The sequence below is a fragment of the Pseudomonas sp. B21_DOA genome, from assembly GCA_030544685.1.
GTDB classification, from domain to species: domain Bacteria; phylum Pseudomonadota; class Gammaproteobacteria; order Pseudomonadales; family Pseudomonadaceae; genus Aquipseudomonas; species Aquipseudomonas fluorescens_AO.
Genome location: CP086683.1, coordinates 4,006,656 through 4,029,747 on the forward strand (window position 1 = coordinate 4,006,656; position 23,092 = coordinate 4,029,747).

At 64.4% G+C, this 23,092-nt stretch carries 2 protein-coding genes and 3 pseudogenes; all 5 read left to right on the forward strand.

Annotated elements, in window-relative coordinates; translation table 11 throughout:
- The 5 genes and pseudogenes from LJU32_18585 (at position 1) to LJU32_18605 (ending at position 23,086) form a co-directional block, all read left to right on the forward strand.
- A pseudogene (locus tag LJU32_18585) lies at positions 1 to 9,007 on the forward strand (amino acid adenylation domain-containing protein).
- A pseudogene (locus LJU32_18590) lies at positions 9,004 to 13,114 on the forward strand (amino acid adenylation domain-containing protein). The pseudogenes LJU32_18585 and LJU32_18590 overlap by 4 nt, the downstream one beginning before the upstream one ends.
- Positions 13,114 to 22,207 (forward strand): annotated as a pseudogene (locus LJU32_18595) (amino acid adenylation domain-containing protein). The pseudogenes LJU32_18590 and LJU32_18595 overlap by 1 nt, the downstream one beginning before the upstream one ends.
- On the forward strand, positions 22,204 to 22,887 hold the full coding sequence (locus tag LJU32_18600; protein ID WKV87654.1) for a hypothetical protein: 684 nt from the start codon (positions 22,204 to 22,206) through the stop codon (positions 22,885 to 22,887). The pseudogene LJU32_18595 and the gene LJU32_18600 overlap by 4 nt, the downstream one beginning before the upstream one ends.
- On the forward strand, positions 22,880 to 23,086 hold the full coding sequence (locus LJU32_18605; protein ID WKV87655.1) for an MbtH family NRPS accessory protein: 207 nt from the start codon (positions 22,880 to 22,882) through the stop codon (positions 23,084 to 23,086). The genes LJU32_18600 and LJU32_18605 overlap by 8 nt, the downstream gene beginning before the upstream one ends.
- Positions 23,087 to 23,092 lie beyond the last annotated feature (6 nt).

The window sequence follows — 23,092 nt, forward strand, 5'->3', positions numbered from 1 at the left end:
ATGCTCGATAACACTTCCTTGCGTGGGACGAATCCAACGCAGCCCGACGTTTGCTCCTTGAAACCGTTCGATGCAGACCTGTGCGTGCACGGTCTGTTTGAGGCGCAGGTGCTGCGCAACCCTGATGCCATCGCCGCACGCTGGCAGCAGGAGGCGCTCAGTTATCGTGAACTGAACACCCGCGCCAACCGGTTGGCCCATCATCTTCGCAAGCTCGGGGTCGGGCCGGACGTGCGAGTCGGACTGTGCCTGGAGCGCTCGTTGGAAATGCTGGTCGGCGTACTCGCGGTGCTCAAGGCCGGCGGCGCCTATGTGCCGCTGGACCCGTCTTATCCGCAGGCGCGGCTGGCGCACATGCTGGCCGACAGCGCACCGCCGGTGGTGCTGACCCATGGACAGGCGCGCGTTGTTTTGCGGGCGGCGCTCGAACAGTCGGCGACCACCCCCACTCTGCTGGATCTGGCCGACGCCCGCGATTGGGCTGCGCTTGCGGCTGACAACCCTGATCCTCACGCGATCGGCCTGACACCCCGTCACCTGGCTTACGTGATCTACACCTCCGGCTCCACCGGCACCCCGAAAGGCGTGATGGTCGAGCATCGCGGGCTGGTTGCGGTGAGTGGTGACTGGGCGCAACTCTATGAGTTGGGCGAGCCGATCAACCACCTGCAGATGGCCGGTTTTTCCTTCGACGTGTTCAGCGCCGACCTGATCCGTGCGCTGGGTTTTGGCGGCACGCTGGTGCTGTGTCCACGGGACACCCTGATGGACCCGCCGGCCCTGTATCGCTTGATACGTGACGCGCGCATCGGCTTTGCCGACTTCGTGCCGGCGCTGCTCAATCCACTGTTGGCGTGGGTCGAAGAGACCGGCCACGACCTGTCGTTCCTGCGCACCGTGGTCTGCGGCTCCGACATCTGGACCGCCCACAGCGCCCGGCAATTACGCAGGCTGTGCGGTGAGCAGGTGCAGATCGTCCAGGCCTATGGCGTCACCGAGGCGAGCATCGACAGCACCTGTTTTGAATTCACCGAAGGCAGCCAGATCGACGCGGTGTTGCCCGTCGGCCGGGCACTGCCCAATACCCTGATTTACCTGCTCGACGCTGACGGTACAGCGGTTGCCGAGGGGCAGCCGGTGAACTGTACATCGGTGGCGTCGGCGTGGCGCGCGGTTATCTGAACCTGCCGCAACTGACCGCTGAGCGTTTCATCGACAGCCCGTTCGTGGCGGGCGAGCGTCTGTATCGCACCGGAGATCTGGCGCGTTACCGGGCCGACGGCCAATTGGAATTCCTCGGCCGCAACGATTCCCAGGCCAAATTGCGCGGGCTGCGTCTGGAGCTGGGGAAATCGAAACCCGGCTCGCGGACATTCCGGGCGTGCGGGAAAGCGTGGTGTTGCTGCGTCAGGACAGGCCCGGTGAACCGCGTCTGGTGGCCTACTACTGCGAAAAACCAGACTCAGCGCTGAGCCCGCGCGCGCTGCGCGAACAGCTGCAAACCAGTCTGCCGGACTACATGGTGCCAACCGCCTTCGTGCGTCTCGATGCGTTGCCGCTGACCGCCAACGGCAAGGTCGATCGACCAAACCTGCCGGTGCCGGACATCGAGGCGTTCGAGCAGCAGGAGTATCAGGCACCACAAGGCCCGCTGGAAACAGCGCTCGCCGCAATCTGGGCCGACGTGCTCGGCGTCGAGCAGGTCGGGCGTCAGGATCAGTTCTTCGCCCTCGGCGGTCACTCGCTGCTGGTGATGCGCGTGCTGGCGCAGGTTCGTCATGCGCTGGGGCTGGAAGTGGCACCCTCGACGCTGTTTGCCGCGCCGGTTCTGGCTGAGTTCGCCGAACGGCTGCACGCCAGTCAGGCGGCGGCTCGTCCAGCCATCACAACCCTTGAACGCTCGGGCGCGCAAACGTTGTCGTCTGCTCAGCAGCGCCTGTGGTTTTTGGCGCAAATGGAGGGTGGCAACGCCGCCTATCACATGCCGTTGAACCTGCGTTTGCGCGGTTCGCTGGACGTGGCAGCACTCGAACGCAGCTTCAATCAACTGGTGGCGCGCCATGCGGCGCTACGCACGACGTTCATTGCCGTTGAAGGGGAAGGGCGGCAATGGGTTTCGCCGCCTGCGCACAGTATCCGGCTGACGGTGATTGACGTGCAGGGGAACGATGCGCAAAAACGCCTGAGCCGCTTGATCGACGAGGAGGGGGCCGTACCGTTCGATCTGAGCCGCGGCCCGCTGATGAGGGTCAGCCTGGTGCGGCTGGCGGCGGATGACCATGTGCTGTTGCTGACCCAGCACCACATCATCTCGGACGGCTGGTCGATGGGCGTGCTCACCCGCGAGCTCGGCCAACTGTACGCAGCGGCGTTGCAGGATCGCGGCGATCCGCTGCCGCCATTGCCGGTGCAGTACGTGGATTACGCCGTGTGGCAAAAACAATGGTTGTCCGGTGACGTTCTGGAGCAGCAAAGCCGCTACTGGCGTGAAACCCTCAGCGGCGCACCGGTGCTGCTGGCGCTGCCGACCGATCACAAGCGTCCGCCCGTGCAGGATTACCTCGGCGGCTTTGTTCCATTGGTCTTCGACGAAGCTTTGACCGCGCGATTGAAAGCCCTGGGCATGCAGCAAGGCACGACGCTGTTCATGACTCTGCTGGCCGGTTTTTCGCTGTTGTTGTCGCGCCTGTCGGGGCAAAGTGACGTGGTGATCGGCGTGCCGTCGGCCAACCGTCCGCAACAGGAACTGGAAGGGCTGATCGGTTTCTTCGTCAATACGTTGGCTCTGCGGATGACTCAATCGGGTACGCCGTCGGTGGCGCAATGGCTGCAACAGGCGCGGCGAGTGGCGCTGGAGGCTCAGGAGCATCAGGACCTGCCGTTCGAGCAAGTGGTGGAATTGCTCAACCCGCCGCGCAGTCTGGCCCACAGTCCGCTGTTCCAGGTGCTGTTTGCCTGGGAACAGGATCAGGATTCCGATCTGCTGCTGACCGGGCTTGAGGTGACCCCGGTCGAGAGCAGCCATCACGTGGCCAAGTTCGACCTGCAACTGGCCCTCAGTGAGCGTGACGGGCGGATCGTCGGCGGTCTGGAATATGCTTCGGGCCTGTTCGAGCGCGGCACCGTCGAGCAGTTCGGCGAGTACCTGCGTCGGGTACTGACGCAGATGTTCGAGAATAGCGAGCAGTCGCTGGCGGGGATCAAGCTGCTGAGCGCCGAGCAACACCAGCAGATCGTTCATGACTGGAACCGCACCGCCCGGGAAACCGCGTCGCTACCCGGTTGCGTGGCGCGTTTCGAAAGCCTCGCCCGGCAAACACCCGACGCCGTGGCGCTGCTCGCCGACCGTGAGCAACTGAGCTACGGCGAACTGAATCGCGCCGCCAACCGCCTCGCGCGGTACCTGATCGAACAAGGCGTCGGCCCCGAGCATCGCGTCGGCCTGTGCCTGGAGCGTTCGCCGCAAATGGTCATCGGCCTGCTGGCGATCCTCAAGGCCGGTGCGGCGTATGTGCCATTCGATCCGGCTTACCCGAGCGAACGTCTGGCGTTCATGTTCAGTGATGCGGCGCCTACCTTGCTGCTGACGCAATCGAGCCTCATGGCCGGGCTACCGGCTAACGAGGCGAAAATCTGCTGCCTGGACACTGACGCATCGCATTGGGCGCAACACCCGACGGATGACCCGCAGGTCACGGTGAGCCCGGAACACCTCGGCTACGTGCTTTACACCTCCGGCTCCACCGGACGCCCCAAAGGCGTGGCCCACAGCCGTCGTGCGCTGGACAACCTGATCACCTGGCAACTCGATCAGGCCAGGGCGCCGCAGCGGGTGCTGCAATTCGCCTCGCTGAATTTCGACGTCTCGTTCCAGGAAATCTGCAGCACGCTGTGCCAGGGCGGCAGCCTGTTGCTGATGACCGAAGACAGTCGCAAGGACCTCGCCGCGCTACGCCCGACCCTGGTGGCCGAAGGTGTACAGCGGGCGTTCCTGCCGTTCGCCGTGTTGCAGCAACTCGCCGGCCTGACCGAGGCCGATGAACCGATGCCGGCCGGCGGCTGCGAGATCATCACCGCCGGTGAAGCCCTGCAAATCAATAACGAGCTGCGTGGCTTTGTCCGCGGGCTCGGCGGCGCGCAGTTGCACAACCAGTACGGGCCGACCGAAACCCATGTGGTCAGCCAATTCAGCCTCGATTGCAACGCGGCCGAATCCTGGCCGGACGCGCCGCCCATTGGCCGCCCCATCGCCAATGCGCGGCTGTACGTGCTGGACGAATATCTGAATCCCGTGCCGATCGGCGTGGCAGGCGAGTTGTACATCGCTGGCGCTTGCCTGGCCCGTGGCTATCTGAACCGCCCGGACCTGACCGCCGAACGCTTCCTGCCGGACCCGTTCAGTGCCGAGCCGGGCGGGCGGATGTACCGCAGCGGCGACCTCGCGAAGTTCCAGGCCGACGGCAACGTGCAATACCTGGGACGCATCGACCAACAGGTGAAATTGCGCGGTTTCCGCATCGAGCTCGGCGAGATCGACAGCCTGTTGCATCAACAACCCGGCGTACAGGAAGCCGCCGTGTTGCTGCGTGAGGACGTGGCCGGGGACAAGCGTCTGGTGGCCTATGTGGTCGGCACCGCGCGCCCTGAATGCCTGCGCGCCGAACTGCAACGCCAGTTGCCCGAACACATGATCCCGAGCGCCTGGGTTCGCCTGTCGCAATTGCCGCTGACCCGCAACGGCAAGCTCGACCGCCAGGCGCTGCCTGCGCCGGAACGCAGTGCCGGGGCGACTTACGAGGCGCCGCGCAATGACATTGAGCGTCAGATGGCCGGGATCTGGGCCGAAGTGCTCAAGTGCGAAAGGGTCGGCATCCACGACAACTTCTTCGAACTCGGCGGCCACTCGCTGCTGGCGACGCGGATGATCTACGCGATCAACCAGCGCATGGGCACGCAATTGTCCCTGAGCAGCCTGTTCCAGACCCCCGTGTTGCTGGATCTGGCGGCGCAGGTGTCGCGTGAAGAGCAAAGCGTTGAACCGGCATTCATCCAGCTCGAGCCGGATCGCGGCAATCGACATGAACCGTTCCCTCTTACCGATATCCAGCAAGCCTACTGGTTCGGTCGCGAGGCCACGGTCAGTCTGGGCGGCGTCAGTGCCCACGGCTACGAAGAACTGCGCATTCGCGAATTCGACGCCGAGCGTTTCGAGCGTGCGCTGAACCGCATGATCCAGCGCCACGACATGCTGCGCGTGGTGTTCCTCAGCAACGGTACGCAACAGGTACTGGGGCAGGTGCCGACCTACCATATGCCGCGCAGCGACCTGCGCGGGTTGCCCGCTGATGTAGCGCAACGCACCCTTGAGGCGACCCGCGAACGCCAGTCCCACCAGGTGCTGGACGCCAGTCGCTGGCCGCTGTTCGAGTTCAGCCTGTCGTTGCTCGACGACGGCATCACCCATTTGCACATCAGCCTCGACGCGCTGATCGTCGACGCGGCGAGCACGCAGATTCTCGCCCGCGAACTCATGGCGTTCTATGTCGATCCGACGCTGGAACTGGCGGAACCGGGCCTGACTTTCCGCGACTATGTGCTGGCCGAACAACAGCTGCGCGATGGCCGCCGCTACGAGCAGGCGCTGGGCTACTGGCGTGAGCGGGTGACCACTCTGGCCCCGGCGCCGGACCTGCCGTTGGTGCGCCAGCCGGAAAGCATCGCCAACCCGCACTTCACCCGCCGCGACCGCGACATGTCGGCGGCGCAGTGGACGCAGCTCAAAGCCGTGGCTAAACAGTTTGCCGTGACGCCGTCGGTGATGCTGCTGACCGCGTTCAGTGAAGTGCTGGCACTGTGGAGCCGCACGCCGCGTTTCACCCTGAGCCTGCCGCTGTTCAACCGCATGCCGCTTCATCCCGATGTAGACGAAATCATCGGCGACTTCACCTCGCTGGTGCTGCTGGAAGTCGGCATCGACGGTTCGCAGAGTTTCACCGACAAGGCCCGCGCCGTGCAGGCGCAACTGTGGCGCGATATCGACCATTCGGTCGTCAGCGGTGTGCGAGTACTGCGCGAATTGTCCCAGGCCCGGGGCGTGCAGCAGACGGCGATGCCGATCGTGTTCAACAGCACTCTGTCGGAAGCGGCGCCGGAACTGGCCGAGTTCAATCTCGCCGACGCGTTGAATGCCAGGCACATGCACAGCATCACCCAGACCCCGCAGGTGTGGCTCGACCACACGTTGCTGGAGCTGGAAGGACGCCTGCTGTTTAACTGGGACAGCATCGACGAACTGTTCCCGCAAGGGATGATCGAGCAGATGTTCGTCGCCTATAACACGCTGCTCGACAGCCTGTGCGAGCCGGCAGCCTGGGGCGCAAACACGCCGCAATTGTTGCCGCAGGCACGCTTGCCGGCACCGGTCGACAACCAGCACACGCTGCCGTTGATGCACGACTTGTTCGAACGTCAGGCCCTCGCCACACCGGATGCACTGGCGGTGATCGGTGAGCGACAGCTGACGTACGCCCAGCTACGCAACGAGGCGCGGCAACTCGGCGCCCGTCTGCAAGCGCAAGGCGTGCTGCCGAACCGCTTGGTCGCGGTGGTGATGGAGCGTGGTTGGGAGCAAGTGATCGCGACCCTGGCGATTCTGTATGCCGGCGGCGCTTATCTGCCCATCGAGCCGACTCAGCCGGCGGAACGGCTGCGGCATATTCTGGAGCGGGCCGAGGCGAGTCTGGCCCTGACCCAACCCGCGCTGCTCGACAAAATCGAATGGCCGGTGCAAGTCACGGCCATCGCGGTGACCGATGAAGTCTCATACGATGTACAACCACTGCAACCGGTACAGGTGAACGAAAGCGACCTGGCTTACGTGATCTATACCTCGGGCTCCACCGGCCAGCCCAAAGGCGTGGTGATCGATCATCGCGGTGCGGTCAATACGTTGCTCGACATCAACCGACGCTTTGCCGTCGGCCCGAACGACCGCGTATTGGCGATCTCGTCGCTGAGCTTCGACCTGTCGGTCTATGACATCTTCGGCTCCCTCGCCGTGGGCGCGGCGGTGGTCATCCTGGAACCGCAACTGTCACTGGATCCGGCGCACTGGCTGGCGTTGATCGAACGTCACCAGGTCAGCGTGTGGAACTCGGTCCCGGCGCTGCTCGGCATGCTGGTCGAGTACGTCGAGGGCGAGGGCGGCGCGTTGCCCGCCAGCCTGCGGGTGGCGATGCTGTCCGGTGACTGGATTCCATTGACTCTGCCCGAGCGGGCCTGGGCCTTGCGGGCGGATTTGCAGTTGATCAGCCTGGGCGGTGCCACCGAAGCGTCGATCTGGTCGATCTGCTACCCGGTGCAGCATGTCGACCCGGCGTGGCGCAGCATTCCCTACGGCAAGGCTCTCGATCATCAGCGTTTCTACGTGCTGGATGAAACGCTGCAGGTGCGCCCGACCTGGGTCGCGGGGCAGCTGTACATCGGCGGTATCGGTCTGGCGAAAGGTTACTGGCGCGATGACAAGCTCAGCGCCGGCAGTTTCTTTGATCATCCACTGACCGGCGAGCGCCTGTATCGCACCGGCGACCTGGGGCGCTTGCTGCCGGACGGCAACATCGAATTCCTCGGCCGCGAAGACAATCAGGTCAAGGTTCAGGGTTATCGCATCGAGCTGGGCGAAACCGAAGCCGCGCTCAATCGCCATCCCGGCGTGCAGAGCGCGGTGGTGCGGATTTTGGGCAGCGCGCTGGGCGAGAAGCGTCTGGCGGGTTATGTGCTCAAAGCCGATCCGGCGTTGCAGGCCAACGATTTGAGCGCGTACCTGAGCGACAAACTGCCGGCCTACATGATTCCGCCGTCGTTCACCTTTGTTGAGGCGTGGCCGTTGTCGTCCAACGGCAAAGTCGACAAGAAACGCCTGCCGGAACCGGAGCAGATCGAGGAGCAAGGACCGGCGATCGAAGTCGATGGCCCGCAGGAACAACGGCTGGTGGCGATCGTGCAGGACGTGCTCAAGCGCGATTCCATTGCCGCCAACGCCAATCTGCTGAACCTCGGCGCAACGTCGATCGATATCGTCAGGATCAGCAACGCCTTGTCCGGCGCCTTGCAGTTCCGCCCGCACGTGGCGCAACTGCTGGCCCAACCGACGTTGCTGCATCTGCTTGGCATGTACCGCCAGAACCGGGCGCGACAGGATGTGCTCGGCAAGGTGCAGCAGGCCTCGGATCTCGTACAGGACATCATCGAAGATCCCCAGCAGCGGGCGCAGTTCAAGGCCGAACAGCGCGGACGCCGCGACTTCGCTCAGACCCTGCCGGCGCTGGCGCTGGACCTGCCGCAAGACCCGGCCTTCGCCCGACGGTTGAGCAATTACCGCTCGGTGCGTCAATACGACCGGCAACCGATCGCCACCCGGGCCTTCGCGCACGTACTGGCGGCGTTGGCCCAAGGGCAACTCGATGGCGAGGTGAAATACCAGTTCCCGTCGGCGGGCGGGCTGTACCCGATTCAGGCGTACCTCTACGTCAAGCCGGATCGCGTGCTCGGCGTGCCCGGCGGCGCGTATTACTACGATCCCCGCCAGCATCGTCTGCTGGCGCTCCAGAGCGGAGCGCTCGACCCGGACACCTATGACTATTTCGTCAACCGTCCGGTCTACGAGAACGCCGCGTTCTCGCTGTTCTTCATCGCCGACATGGCGGCGATTCGTCCGTTGTACGGCGAGCGCAGCCGCGACTTCTGCCACATCGAAAGCGGCGCCATGGCCCAGTTGCTGAGCATGACCGCCGTCGAGCAGGGCCTGGGCCTGTGCGGCATCGGCTCGGTCGAAGAACAGCAACTGACCACGCTGTTCGACCTCGGGCCGAGCCATGAATTGATCTACTCGATGATCGGCGGCCTGCGCACGGCCGATGAACGACACCGCGCGCCAGTCGAGGCGTTTGCCATCGAGCCTGTGACCGCCAGCCTGGACGACGAAGACATGGAGGAATTCGAAGTATGAATGCCGATCAATTGCTGGCGTTGTTCGCTCGCCATGGCGTGGTGCTCGAGGTTGACGGTGACAGGCTGCGCTGCAAGGCGCCGCGCGGTTTTCTCACCGAAGAACTGACCCAGGCGCTCAAGCGTCACAAACAGGAACTGATCGCCTTGCTCGGCGGGCAAGACGACGCGGTAATTCCCCGTCGAGCAAGTGCGCACGGGGCCTGGCCATTGTCGTTTTCGCAACGGCAACTGTGGTTTCTTGATCAACTGGAACCCGGCAACCCGTTCTACAACGTGCCGACGGCGGTAACGCTGAAAGGACAGTTGGACGTCGCGCAGCTGGAGCGGGCGCTCAACCAACTGGTGGCCCGCCACGAAGTCCTGCGCACGACGTTTTGCAGCGTGGACGGTGAACCGCGTCAGGTGGTGCATTCGTCGATGCCGCTGTCGTTGTCGGTGACGGATCTGCGCCAATTGCCTGCCGACGAGCGCGAGCAGCAAGTGCGAATCGCCGTCGAACAGGATGCCCGGGCGCCGTTCGATCTGGCCGCAGGCCCTTTGCTGCGGACGTCGTTACTGCACGTGGCCGACGATGAATACCTGTGGCTGTACAGCGTGCATCACATCATCGCCGACGGCTGGTCGATGAGTGTGATCCTGCATGAAGTCGCCGCGCTGTACGGCGATTATCTGCGTGGCGAAACCTCGACTCTTGCGCCGTTGCCGGTGCAATACGCCGACTACGCGTGCTGGCAGCAACAGCGGGTGGGTGGTGCGGCGCTGGACGCGCAGCTCGATTACTGGCGCCGCACCCTGGACGACGCGCCGCTGCTATCGACCTTGCCCGCCGACCGGCCGCGGCCGCTGGTGCAGCGCTTTGTCGGGTCCACGTTCAGTTCGTCCGTCGATGGCGGCACCTTGCGTGAACTCACCGCGCTGGCCCGGCAGACCCAGGGCACGCTGTTCAACGTGTTGCTGGGCGCATTGGCGGTGCTGCTGTGGCGCCACAGCGGTCAGCAGGATCTGTGCATCGGCACGCCGTTCGCCAATCGCAATCGCCCGGAAATCGAGCCGCTGATCGGTCACTTCGTCAATACGCTGGTGCTGCGTCAGCGCCTGAATCCGCAGCAGACCTTCGCTGAACTGCTGCGTGAGGTGCGGGGGCAGATGTTCGACGTCCACGCCCATCAGGACGTGCCGTTCGACCGCGTGGTCGAGGCCGTCAACCCGCCGCGCGATCCCGGTCACTCACCGTTGTTCCAGGTGATGCTGGTGCTGCAGAACACCCCGGGCAACGCGGTGCAGATGCCCGCTCTGGAACTGGCGCCGTACGGCACCAGCAGTGCCACGGCCAAGTTCGATCTGGCATTCGAATGGGTCGAGCGGGCAGGGCGACTGGACTTGCTGGTGGAATACAACACCGACCTCTACGACGTTGCGACCATCGAACGCCTGAGCGGGCACTACCGCCACCTGCTCGAGCAGATCGCCGCCGACGCCAAGCAACCGATCAATGCGTTGCCGTTGATGAACGAGGCGGAGCGTCAGCAGATGCTGGTGGACTTCAACCGCGCCGCGCCACTGACGCAAGCGGCGCCCTGCGTGCATCAACTGGTCGAATCGCAGGCGGCGAGCAACCCTCAGGCCTGCGCAGTTGTGTTCGAAGATGAGTCGCTTGACTACGCCGAACTCAATGCCCGGGCCAACCGCCTGGCGCGGCACTTGCGCAACTTGGGCGTCGGCCCGGATGTGCGCGTGGCGGTGTGCATCGAGCGCTCGCTGGAGTTGCCGGTCGCGTTGCTGGCAGTGCTCAAGGCCGGCGGCGCCTACGTGCCGCTGGATCCGGATTATCCCCTGGGGCGCCTGAGCCATATGCTCGGTGACAGCACACCGGCGGTGCTGCTGACCCTCGGCTCGGCGCACGGTATCCTGGGGCAAGCCGTGCAAGGCTCGACCTGGGAAGCGCCGATTCTCGACCTCGAAAAAGATGCCGCGAGCTGGGCGTCATTGCCGGCGGACAATCTTGATCCGCGCCATGTCGGCGTCACCCCTGACCACCTCGCCTACGTGATCTACACCTCGGGCACCACCGGTTTGCCCAAGGGGCGATGGTCGCCCACCGTGGCCTGAGCAACCTGCTGCTGTGGTGTTTGCAGGTCTGCGGCGAAGCGGGGGCGATGCTGCACAAGATTCCGTTCGGTTTCGATGCCTCGGCGTGGGAGACGTTCTGGCCGCTGGCAACTGGCGGGCGGCTGGTGATCGCGCGGCCCGGCGGGCATTACGAACCAGCGTATCTGGCGCGCGAGGTGCGCGAACGGAAGGTCACGGCGCTGGTGTTCGTGCCGGCGATGCTACAGCTGTTTCTGGAGGTCGACGAGGTCAGTCAGTGTGCGTCGCTGACTGACGTGTTCAGCGGCGGCGGTGAACTGCCACCGGCTCTGGCCCGGCGCTTTCAGGAGCGCCTGCCCCACGCGCGGTTGCACAACGTCTATGGCCCGACCGAAACCACGGTGATCAACAGCATCTGGACCCTGGAACCTGGCGCCGAGGTGCCGGCCCGGCAGCTGCCGATCGGCCGGCCGATTTCCAATAACCGTTTTTACGTGCTTGATGACCGCGACCAGCCGGTGCCGGTGGGCGTGACCGGGCATCTGCACATTGGCGGCGTGGGCGTGGCCCGTGGCTATCTGGGACTGAAGCAGCTCAGTGCCGAGCGCTTTATCGACAATCCGTTTGTGACAGGCGATCGGCTCTATCGCAGCGGCGATCTGGCGCGTTATCGCCCGGACGGTCAACTGGAATTTCTCGGTCGCAACGACTTTCAGGTCAAGTTGCGCGGCGTGCGTCTGGAACTGGGCGAGATCGAGGCCCGGCTCGAAGCGTTTCCCGGGATTCGCAGCGCCGTGGTGCTGATGGTCGGCGAAGCAGCGCAGGATCAGCGGCTGGTGGCCTGTTGCGTGGTGACCGAGACCGTGGACGAAGCAGCGGTGCACGCCCATCTGGCGACGACACTGCCCAGAGCGGTGATCCCCGGCAGCTACCTGTGGCTCGACGCGCTGCCACTGACCGCCAACGGCAAGGTCGACCGAACCGCGCTGACAGCGTTGGCGGATGAAGAGATGACCAACCGCCAGGTCAACCTGAGCAGCCCGCGCGATCACATCGAACTGGCGTTGTACCAGATCTGGAAAAGCCTGTTGCTGGCGCCGCAGATCGGCATCCGCGACAACTTTTTCAATGTCGGCGGCACCTCCATCGCCGCAATCAAAATGGCCCATGAAATCAGCCAGCAGTTCGCGGTCGAAGTGCCGGTGCGCGTGGTGCTCAGCTACCCGACCATCGAAGCGCTGGGCGGCTGGCTGCGGGTCGGGGCTAATCCGGCGCTGGCCCTGAGCAACCTGATCGAATTCCGACGCGGCAGCGGCCAGCACAACGTGGTGTGCATTCACCCGGCGGGCGGCACGGCGTTCTGCTACCTATCGCTGGCCAAGGTGCTGCCGGATACAACAGGCGTCTACGGCGTGCAATCGCCGGGGCTGAATCCGGGGAGAGCACCGAGCCGACGGTCGAAGCGATGGCCGAGGCCTACTTGCGCCAGATTGAGCCGCTGACACAGCAACCGCTGATCCTCACCGGGTTGTCGTTCGGCGGCCTCGTAGCCTATGAAATGGCGCGACGGTTGACGGCGGCGGGGCGTCGTCAGGTGACGGTGGTGCTGCTTGACACCCAGGGTAGCGACGACCCCTGTTTCCGCGAGCAGATCGGCACCGTGGACATGGCCGAGTTTCGCGACAAACTGGTGCGCTTCAACGGCATGTACCCCGGCATCGAAGACGCCCAGGTCGAGCGCTATTTCAACATCTACAACCGCAACCGGCTGGCCATGGCCGCCTATGAGTGCGCGCCGCGCGCCGGTCGTGTGGTGCTGATACAGGCGCGGGAAGATTTCAGCCGCCATCAGTTGCATGAACTGCGCGGCTTCTGGCGTCGCCGCGCGGGCAGCGGCTATCTGGCGAAACTGGTCAGCGGCGGGCACTGGGACATGCTCGAAAGCGCGGAAATCCACCGGGTCTCGCAAATCATCCGTCGGGAGCTGCAACGCTTCGACGCGCAGGAGGCGAAATAATGAGTGCGTCCAATGACAGGCCGTTGCTCGCGCGTTTTGCCGAGCAAGTGGCGCGCAATCCGCAAGCCCCGGCGGTTATCGATCAATCGGTCAGGCTGACTTACGCCCAACTGGCCAGCGCCAGCGAACGCATCGCCCGAGGGTTGCTGGCGCGCGGCGTCGAGCCCGGCCAATCGCTGGCGCTGTGTACGCCGCGATGCTGGCAATGGTTGGCGGCGATTATCGGCGCGTTGAAAGTTGGCGCGGTAGTGGTGCCGCTGGACCGGGCCAGCCCGCGCCAACGCCGGGAACTGATGCTGGCGGATGCGGCGTGTGTCGGCCTGATTACCCTGAATGAAGAATCGGTGTGGTCACCTTCACTGTGGCAAACCAGTGTCGAGGCCTTGCTCGATCAGCCGGACGCTGCGCCGCAAACACTGGCCGACGACTTCGCCGAGGTGATGTTCCTGTTCTACACCTCGGGCACCACCGGCACGCCGAAAGCGGTTGAGGTTGGCGAGCGCGGCTTGCTGCGGCTGGCGTCCACCGACGGCTACATCGAGATTCGCCCGACGGATCGGTTTGCCTGCCTGTCCAACCCGGCATTCGATGCGTGCAGTTTTGAACTGTGGGCGCCGCTGCTCAACGGCGGTTGCTGCGTCCTGATCGCTGACGAGGACGTGCTGGATGCGCGTCGACTGGCCGAGGTGCTGGAGCGCACGCAGGTCGACAACCTGTTCATGACCGTGTCGCTGTTCAACACGATGATTGCCCAGTGGCCGTCGTGCTTTTCCAGCATGCGTCAGGTGCTGATCGGCGGTGAGCAGATCAGCGCCGCCGCCGTGCGCGGGTGGTACCGGGCCAATCCTGAGAGCCGCTGCCGGATCTTCAACGTCTACGGCCCCACCGAATGCACCACGTTTGCCCTGTGCTGGCCGATCAGCCGCGATTTTGCCGGTGACTCGGCGCCCATTGGCCGGCCGTTGCCGGATACCGGCGTGCAGGTGTTGGATGAGCAGCAACGCCCGGTGTCGGCAGGCGAGGTCGGCGAGCTGTATTTGAGTGGCAGCGGTGTCGCCCGTGGCTACCGCAACCGGCCCGAGGAAACCGCCCGCCAGTTCGTCCGTTTACCCGACCTCGACGGTGGCGCGCAGGTGCATTACCGCACCGGCGATCTGGTGCGGCGCAATGCCGAAGGCTTGATCGAGTACCTGGGGCGGGTCGACCGGCAGGTGAAGATCCGGGGTTTCCGGATCGAGCCGGGGAGGTGGAGCAACGGATCCTGGAGCATCCGGGTGTGGCGCAGGTGTATGTCTGCACCCGGCGGCAGGCGGCGGAAGATCATCAGTTGCTGGCGTTCATCGTGCCTCGCCGGGCTCTGGACTATCACGCTTTCGAAAACCATCTGCGGGCACAACTGCCGCCTTACATGCGGCCTAACCAGCTGTTCCTGCTGGAGCGCCTGCCGTTGACGGCCAATGGCAAGATCGATCGTGATAGCTTGCTGGCCCAAGGTTCGAGTCCGTGGCACCCAGTCCTGACGACTACGGATAACCAAAACGCATCACCGGCGCTGGATTGGTTGCTGAGTCAGGCCCGTTCGCTGCTCAGCCAACCCGCTCTGAGTGCGCAGGACGATTGGCTGGGCTGTGGCGGCGACTCGCTCAAGGCGATGCGCCTGCGTTCGGCGATCCGTGTCCGCTGGCAGCGCGAAATCGCGATCGATACGTTGCTCAACGAGCCTTTCTCGTCATTGGCCGTACAACTGAGCGGTGAAACGAACGGCGCGTCGATCTACCCACCTGCGCCTGCAATCAGTCGCGCAAAACGCTTACCGGCCACCGCCGAACAGCGCCGCCTGTGGCTGTTGCAACAACGCTCGCCGACCTCGACCGCCTACAGCGTGCCGCTGATTCTGAATCTGGCGCCAGGTGTCGAAGTCGCGGCATTGGCCGAGGCTTTGGGGCGTCTGGTGCAGCGTCATTCGGGGTTGCGCACGGCATTCGTGGCGGGTGCCGATGGACTGGACCAGGTAATCGCCGAGCAGGGCTCGCCCTGTCGCATCTTTGCGCTCGGGCAGTTCACCGAGGACAACTGGCAGGCCTTCGCCGACCTGGTGTTCGCCGTGCCGTTCGACCTGACCACCCCGAAGCTGTTTCAGGCTTGGCTGTTGCCGTTCGCCGATGGCAGCTGCCGGCTGTTGCTGAACCTGCATCACATCATCGTCGATGGTTGGTCTGTGAACCTGCTGTTCGATGACCTGGCGCAGCTTTACAGCGATGTCTTGCAAGGCCGCGACAGCCTGCAACCCGCGGCCCGTTTGACGACGCTGGAGTTTGGCCAGTGGCAGCGCCAGTGGAACGTTGATCCGCATTATCGTGACCAGCGCCGCGCCCTCGCCGAGTTGCATCGCCGTCAGGAAGAACCGCCGCCTGCATTGATGCCAATGCGCGAAATCAGCCCGGACGCCCGGTTGCACCGGGAGCCTTTGGGCACCCTGCGCAGCGCGGCCCTGGAACGCTTTTGCACCCAACAACGGCTGACCCGTTTCGAAGTGCTGTTCAGCGTCTTCGCCTGGAGCCTGTACGCCCTGACCGGGTGCGAACGGCCACGGATCGCCAGTCCGGTGTCCAACCGGCCATTGGCGGAGTTCGAAGACACGGTCGGCATGTTTGCCAACACCGTGCTGATCCCGACCGCCGTCGAGCAGGCATCGACCCTGGATGAACAGTTGCGCAAGCAGACCGCCACGGTGCGCGAGGTGCTGGCGTTGCAGGACGTGGCGCTGGCGGATCTGGTGGAAGACCTGCGGCTGTCCTCGAGCCCGTTACTGTTCGATTTCATGTTCGTGCTGGAGAACACCGATTACGCAGCGCTGGCCGATTCGAACCTGCACGCGACGCTGCAATTTAACGAGCACTTGCACGCCAAGTGCCCGCTGACGCTGTTGATGGTGGGCAGCGGGTCGCAACTGGAATGCTGGTGGGAATATCAGTGCAGCTACTTCGATGGCGAACAGATGCGCGCAGTGAATGCGCTGTTTCGCCGAGGCCTGGACCTGTTGTTGGAAACCCCGGCGGCCAACCTCAACGATTTGCTCGGTCCGTATCGACGTGGTTTGCCCCCGGCCAGTGAGGGCCCTCGGACTGCGCTGCCGTTCAACACACTGGCGGACGGGTTCGAGCATCAAGTGCATTGCACGCCGGAGGCGGTTGCGCTGGTTCAAGGCCAGCGGCGCCTTACCTACAGCGAACTGAATGCGCTGGCCGATGCGCTGACGGCAAACCTGATCGAGTGCCATCCGTTGCCCGTCGGGAACGCGCCGTTGCATGTCGTGCTGTTCCTCGATGCCTCGGTGGAACACATCGTCGCCTTGCTAGCCCTGGCCAAACTCAATCTGACGGCCGTGCCGCTGGATCCTGCCTATCCGGTGGCGATCCAGCGCCAGGTGCTGGAACAGGCGCAACCGCATTGCGTGCTGTTCAGCGATATGACGAAGTCAGCGCTAGATGACCTGAACGCCGGACGATTCGCCACCCATCGGGTCGATCTGAGCGCCAATGCCGCAACGTTCGAACGTCGACGCCACGCCGGCGAACGGCCGCTGTACACGCTGTTCACCTCCGGAACGACCGGCACGCCCAAAGGTGTGCAAGTGTCTGAGCGCACCCTGTGCAACCTGCTGCAATGGCAGCGCACCGAAGGCCAGTTGCCGGCGAAAGCGGTAACCCTGCAGTACTCGATGCTGTCGTTCGATGTGTCGTTTCAGGAGATTTTCAGCACCCTGTGCGGCGGCGGGTGCTATCACCTGATCACGCCGCGCTGGCGTCAGGACGCCGAGGCATTGCTGGAGTACATGGTCGAGGCGCGGATCGAGCGCCTGTTTCTACCGTACGTGGCCTTGCAGCATCTGGCGCAAACCGCCGTGGCCCGGGGCATTTACCCTACGGCGTTGCGCGAGGTGATCACGGCCGGCGAGCAACTGCTGTGCACCGATGCGCTGCGCAACTGGTTCGGCGGCATGCCGCACGCCTCGCTGTTCAACCATTACGGCCCGACCGAAACTCACGTGGTCAGCGCCTTGCGCCTGCCGTCCGTGGCGCGGAACTGGTCGTTGCGCGCGCCGATCGGCCATGCCGTTGGCAATGCGCGGCTGTTGCTGGTCGATGAGCATGACCGCCCGGTGCCCACCGGCTGCCGTGGCTACCTGCTGGTGGCCGGGCCAATGGTTGCCCGGTGCTACCTGGCTGATCCAGTGTTGAACGCTGCGCGGTTTGTCGAGCTGGCAGACGGCCGTTTGTACTACCGCACCGGCGATCTGGCGTGGGCCGATGCCCACGGCTGCCTGCATTATCTGGGACGTGACGATCAGCAGATCAAACTCAGCGGCCATCGTTTGGAACTGGGTCAGATCGAGTCGGCGCTGATGCAGGTGCCGGAAGTGGTCAACGCGGTGGTGGCGGTGCAGGCCGATCCGCCACGGCTGATCGCCTGGCTGCAGCTCGAGGGCGAACCTGCGACATCCGGTGAGCTGGATCGTCAGGTCGCGCAACTGCTGCCGGCCCATGTGCGAATCGATGAATACCGGCGGATCGACCTCTGGCCACGCACGCCGAGCGGCAAGATCGACCGCAAGGCCTTGCCGAATGTTGGCGAGGCCCTGGAGCGGCGCAGCACGCCAACACCGGTTGTTCAATTGACCGCGCTGGAACGGCAACTCAGCGAGTTGTTCCAGGCCGTGATCGGACGGGACATCGAACCGGAGCAGACCTTCTTCGAGGCCGGCGCCACCAGCCTCGGATTGATGCGTTTGCATGGCCGTTACGTCCAAGAGCTGCCGCACAAGGTGACGATGGCCGACCTGTTCGAATACGTCACGGTGCGACGTCTGGCGGCGCATCTGTCGACCGCGCCGGTGGCCGTGGCCGAGCGTGTACGGCAGACCGATGCAGACCATCAGCCGATGGCGATCATCGGTATGTCGGTCAATGTGGCCGGGGCGCAGAACCTGTCCGAGTTCTGGGCGATGGTGCAAGGCAATCGGCTGGGCATTGAGCACTTTGCCGCTGACGAGGGGCTGGTCGGCGCCCGCAGTCAACTGGCGGGCATGCTCGATTTCGATGCTGAGTACTTCGGCATCAGCCGCCAGGAAGCGCGCCTGATGGACCCGCAACAGCGGCATTTGCTGATGGCGTGCGTTCAGGCCCTGCAACACGCGGCCATCGTCCCGTCGGCGAATGGCCCGCGCATCGGCCTGATCGCCAGTTGCGGCGAAACCACTTACTTCCAGCAAATGCTGCGTGAAACCGCCGACGACGATTTGCCCGACGGCTTCCAGCTGGCGCTGCATCACGACAAGGATTTTCTGGCGACCAAAGCCGCGTATCACCTGGACCTGAACGGCCCGGCCCTGAGCGTGCAGGCTGCTTGCGGCAGCTCGCTGATCGCCGTGCACCTGGCCAGTTCGATGCTGCGTCAGGGCGACAGCGACGTGATGCTCGCGGCCGGGGTGCTGATCGACCCGACGCTGACCGAGGGCTACCGGCACCGCTCGCAGCACATTTTCTCCGCCGACGGTTTGTGTCGTCCGTTCAGCGACGACGCCAGCGGCACCCTTGGCGCCAGCGGCTACGGCGTAGTGGTGCTCAAACCGCTGGCCAAGGCGCGGGCCGATGGCGACCGGATTTACGCGCTGGTCGAAGGATCGGCATTGAACAACGATGGCCGGGCCAAGATGAGTTACACCGCGCCGTCGGTGGCCGGGCAGAGCGCGGTCATCCGCGATGCCTTGAGCCGTGCCGGGTTAACCGGCGCCGACATCGGCTACGTAGAGGCCCACGGCACCGGCACCTTGCTCGGCGATCCGATCGAGGTCGCGGCGTTAACCAAGGCGTTCGGCGATGCGCCGGCCGGCCAATGCGCGCTGGCCTCGGTGAAAAGCCAGATCGGTCATCTGGGTGCGGCGGCGGGCGTGGTCGGGCTGATTCGCGCCAGCCTCGCGGTGTTCCATGGCGTACTGCCACCGAACCTGGGTTTTGGCCGGATCAACCCGCAGATCGATCTTGAGCATTCGCCGTTCTATGTGCCGACCACGTCCCGGCCATGGCCGCAAGGGCGGCGACGACTGGCCGGTGTCAGCAGTTTCGGGATCGGCGGGACCAACGCGCACGTCATCGTTGGTGCTGCACCTACGGCGCAGGAAACTGTTGAGGAAACGTTGCCGCTGCTGATGATTTCAGCGCACAGCCGGGCGGAGTTGCTGCGCGATATCGCGGCGATTCGCGAATACCTGCACGCGAACCCGGAACAGCAGACTGCGTTGCTACGGCACTTGCAGTCAGGTCGCCGGCAGTTGCGCTGGCGCTTCGCGAGAGTGTGCCGGCCGGGTGACGACATTCCCTTGCAGCCGACAGCGATCAAGGAAATAGCGGCCTCGGGCGCGTCGTTGATCGCCGGTAATCAATCGCCGCAGGAGCTGCTGGAAGCTTGGTACGAAGGCGCGAACATCCAGTGGCCACAACGCTCGGCACCGCCGCCCTGGGATTTGCCGCCGTCGACATTCGATCTTCAGCCGTATCGTTTCCAGCCACCTGTAGCGGTTCAACCTGATGCGCCAACCCTTGAGCGACAACCGCTGGCGGACTGGTTCCACCAGCGACAGTGGGTGCGCATCCGGCGCCTGAGCGCGACAGCGACGGCCGGATCCCGTGAGGTGCTGATTCTGTGCAGCCATGACGCGCCCGAATCGACATTGCTGGCGAGCCTCAACGCCGTGTATCGACGCGTGATTCAAGTGCGCACCGGCAACGGTTTCAAACGCCTGAGCGCAGACAGTTTCGAGCTTGATCCGCTGGACACTGAGGCCCTGAGCCGTTTGCTCACTGAGGTCGCAGAACCTGCACTCGGCGAGCTCGACTGGCTGCATGCCTTGCCACTGGCGGTGTCTGGTGCAGTCAACGAGCAATCGCTGGATCTGGCGCAGTGGGCCTGTCTGGACACGGTCAGTGCGCTGATGCAGGCCTGGGGGCAAACCCCGCGCACGACCCGTCTGCGGTTGTGGTTGATGTCGTGGCAGGCATGCCCGGTGGACGGCGAGGTTCAACGGCCCGAACTGGCAGCGCTGGCCGGCATCACTGAAGTGGTGCCGCAGGAATACCCGGTGCGTTGCCACTGGCTGGACTGGCCGTCTTCACGCCTCGGAGCGCACGCGGGCGAGTTGGCAGCGTTGTGTGTCGATCCGATCTCATTGCCTCGGCGAATGGCGGTGCGCGATGGTTATCTCTGGCAGCCACGTCTAATGCCTCAGCCATTGACCGGCCCAGCAACGACATCAGGGCTTCTGCCGGAAGACGGTACGTTCCTGGTACTGGGCGGCAGCGGCGGTATCGGCCGAACCTTGTGCGAACACCTGCTGCAGGCACCTGCACGCCGGGTGGTGCTGCTCTCGCGTCAGGGGCAATTGCCGGCGTCTCTGGCGGCTTACGCTTTGCGGATCGACTGCATCAAAGCAGACATCGCCGACCTGCCGCGCTGGCCGCAGGTACTCGATCAACTGGCCGTTCGTTACGGTCGTGTGAGCGGGGTGATTCATGCAGCGGGCGTCGGTGCAGGCAGCCTGATTCGTCACCGCGATGCTCGGCAAATGGCCGAGGCCATGGCCGCCAAGACCCGCGGCATGCTGGCGGTCGAGGCCTTGATCGAGCACCTTACGCCGGATTTTGTCCTGTACTGCTCGTCGATGTCAGCGCTGTTTGGCGGCGCGGGGCATCTGGACTACGCAGCGGCCAGCGGGGTGCTCGACGGCTTCACCCACTATCGCCCGAACGCGACCGACGCGTGCCTGCGCCTGGAGATCAACTGGGACATCTGGCGCGACATCGGCATGGCCACCACCAGCAACAGCGCAGACACCGCGCACCTGGAGCATCTGACGGTTGGTCTGTCCGCCGAAGAGGGCTGTCGGGTATTCGATCTGGCGATGGCGACGCAGTTGCCGCAGCTACTGATCTCCACCACCGGCATCGACACGGCGCGGCGGTTCTATCCGGTTCGCCATGGTGCCGTGGCCGCAGTGGTCGAGGCACCGAAGGGCATGGATCTGTCGACGCGCCTGCGTGAGTGCTTGTGCAAGTGGCTCGGTGTAGCCGAGCTGGAGGACGACGATTCACTGTACGACCTGGGCGCGGATTCGCTGACGCTGCTCGACCTGATCGACGAACTGCAAGCGGCCACTGGTGAGGTATTCCAGCTGTCGCAATTCAGCCACAAGGTCAGCCTGAGCGAAGTGCTCGGGCTGGTGTCGACCGCCACGGTTGAAGAGGCGCCCTCGCTGCACCGCACGACTGGCACGACGCGGTGCGGATTGATCAATGGCATGCCGGTGCCGGCCGCGATTGGCTGTACCTGATCCACCCGGTGGGCGGCGATGTTCAGGCCTATCGGGAACTGGTGTCGGCATTGCCGGCGGAGTTGGGCGTGTGCGTGATCGCCGACCCGGCGCTGCGTGTTCCGCAGTTGCCGAACATCAGCGTGGACGAACGTGCACGCCGGTATCAGGCGGCGATCAAGGCCCACCTTCCGCACGGCAGCACTTGGCGCCTGGCAGGCTGGTCATTTGGTGCATGGGTGGCGCAGGCGCTGTGTTATCAGGCCCAGGCTGACGGATTCAGGCAACCGTTGTTATACCTGATCGACCCGCCCGCGCCGGATGCCGGTGCGGAACTGGCCGGCATCGACGAACAGACGATCGAGCAGGTGTTCCAACGCGAGTTCGCGCAGCGCTGGCCGGAGGTTGAAGGGCAGGGCATGGCCGAGGAACGTCAGGCGTATCTGCAACGGCTGACGGTGTGCTGTCGCAACAACATGACCAGCATGCTCGACTTCCAGCCGCCGGCGCTTGCGAACACGGCGGTGCGGCTGTTCATCGCCGGGCAGGCCAATCCTTACGGGCTGGGCAACGCCTGGAACCCGGACGACCTGCAACGTAATTGGCAGGCCTTGCTGCCGCAGTTGCGCAGCTGGCAAACCCTCGACACCGATCACTACGGCATCGTGGCGGGCCGCTGGGCGCGGTTGCTGGCCGAGGCGATCGGTACGGATGAGCCTGCGCCATGAATGATCCGATCTCGATGCCGCGATGGTGGCTGGCCTTGACCAAGGTGTTGTGCGAAGCCGATTCGAACGCGGCCTTGCGCTTGAGGCAATTGCGGGGTCAGGTGCCGTTCCAGCTGTTTCATCTCTGGCAGGCCGACGTGGTCATGCCGATGCTCTGCGAAGCCTTGCCGGAACATCAGCAGGCGCTGCTCGTGTTGCAAAGCCTGCATCAGCGGGCGGCGCTCGGCGTGATCGGGCGTCAGGGCGAGTGGCGGGCCACGCTCAAACCGGTGTTGCTGGCGCTGTACCGCAAGGCCTACGCCTACGACGCGGCGTACGCCAAGGCCCACGCCAGTGCGATGGCCTACGGCCGCGCACCGGCCAACAGCGCCATGATTTCCGAGCACTTCGGCGGTGCCGAGGCGTTCGCCGGGTATTACGCACAACTCAATACCGAGGCAGCTGCCACCGCGTTTGCCCAGGCTCATGCCAGCGCCAACGCCGAAGTGTCGGCCCGGGCCTTTGCGGACGACGATGCAGACACCTGCGCTCAGGTCTGCGGGGCGTCCGTGCGGGTTTACGTCGGGGCCTGCGCTTCGAGCGACGAACAGCGACATGCCGTATTCAACCATCTCGCCGCCGGGCTCGACCGGAGTCTGGCCACGCTGCAATCCCGTTCAACAGGAGAACGACATGAATGACGCACACCTGCAATTCGATGTGGTGATCAACGCCCAGGGTCAGTATTCCCTGTGGCCGGCGGGCAAGCCGATGGCCAGCGGCTGGAACGAGGCGGGGATGCGTGGCGAACGCCAGGTCTGCCTGGATTACATCAACGAACACTGGATTGACATGCGCCCGCGTTCGCTGCACGAGCAATCATCGGTGTCGTTCCAATAAAAAAGG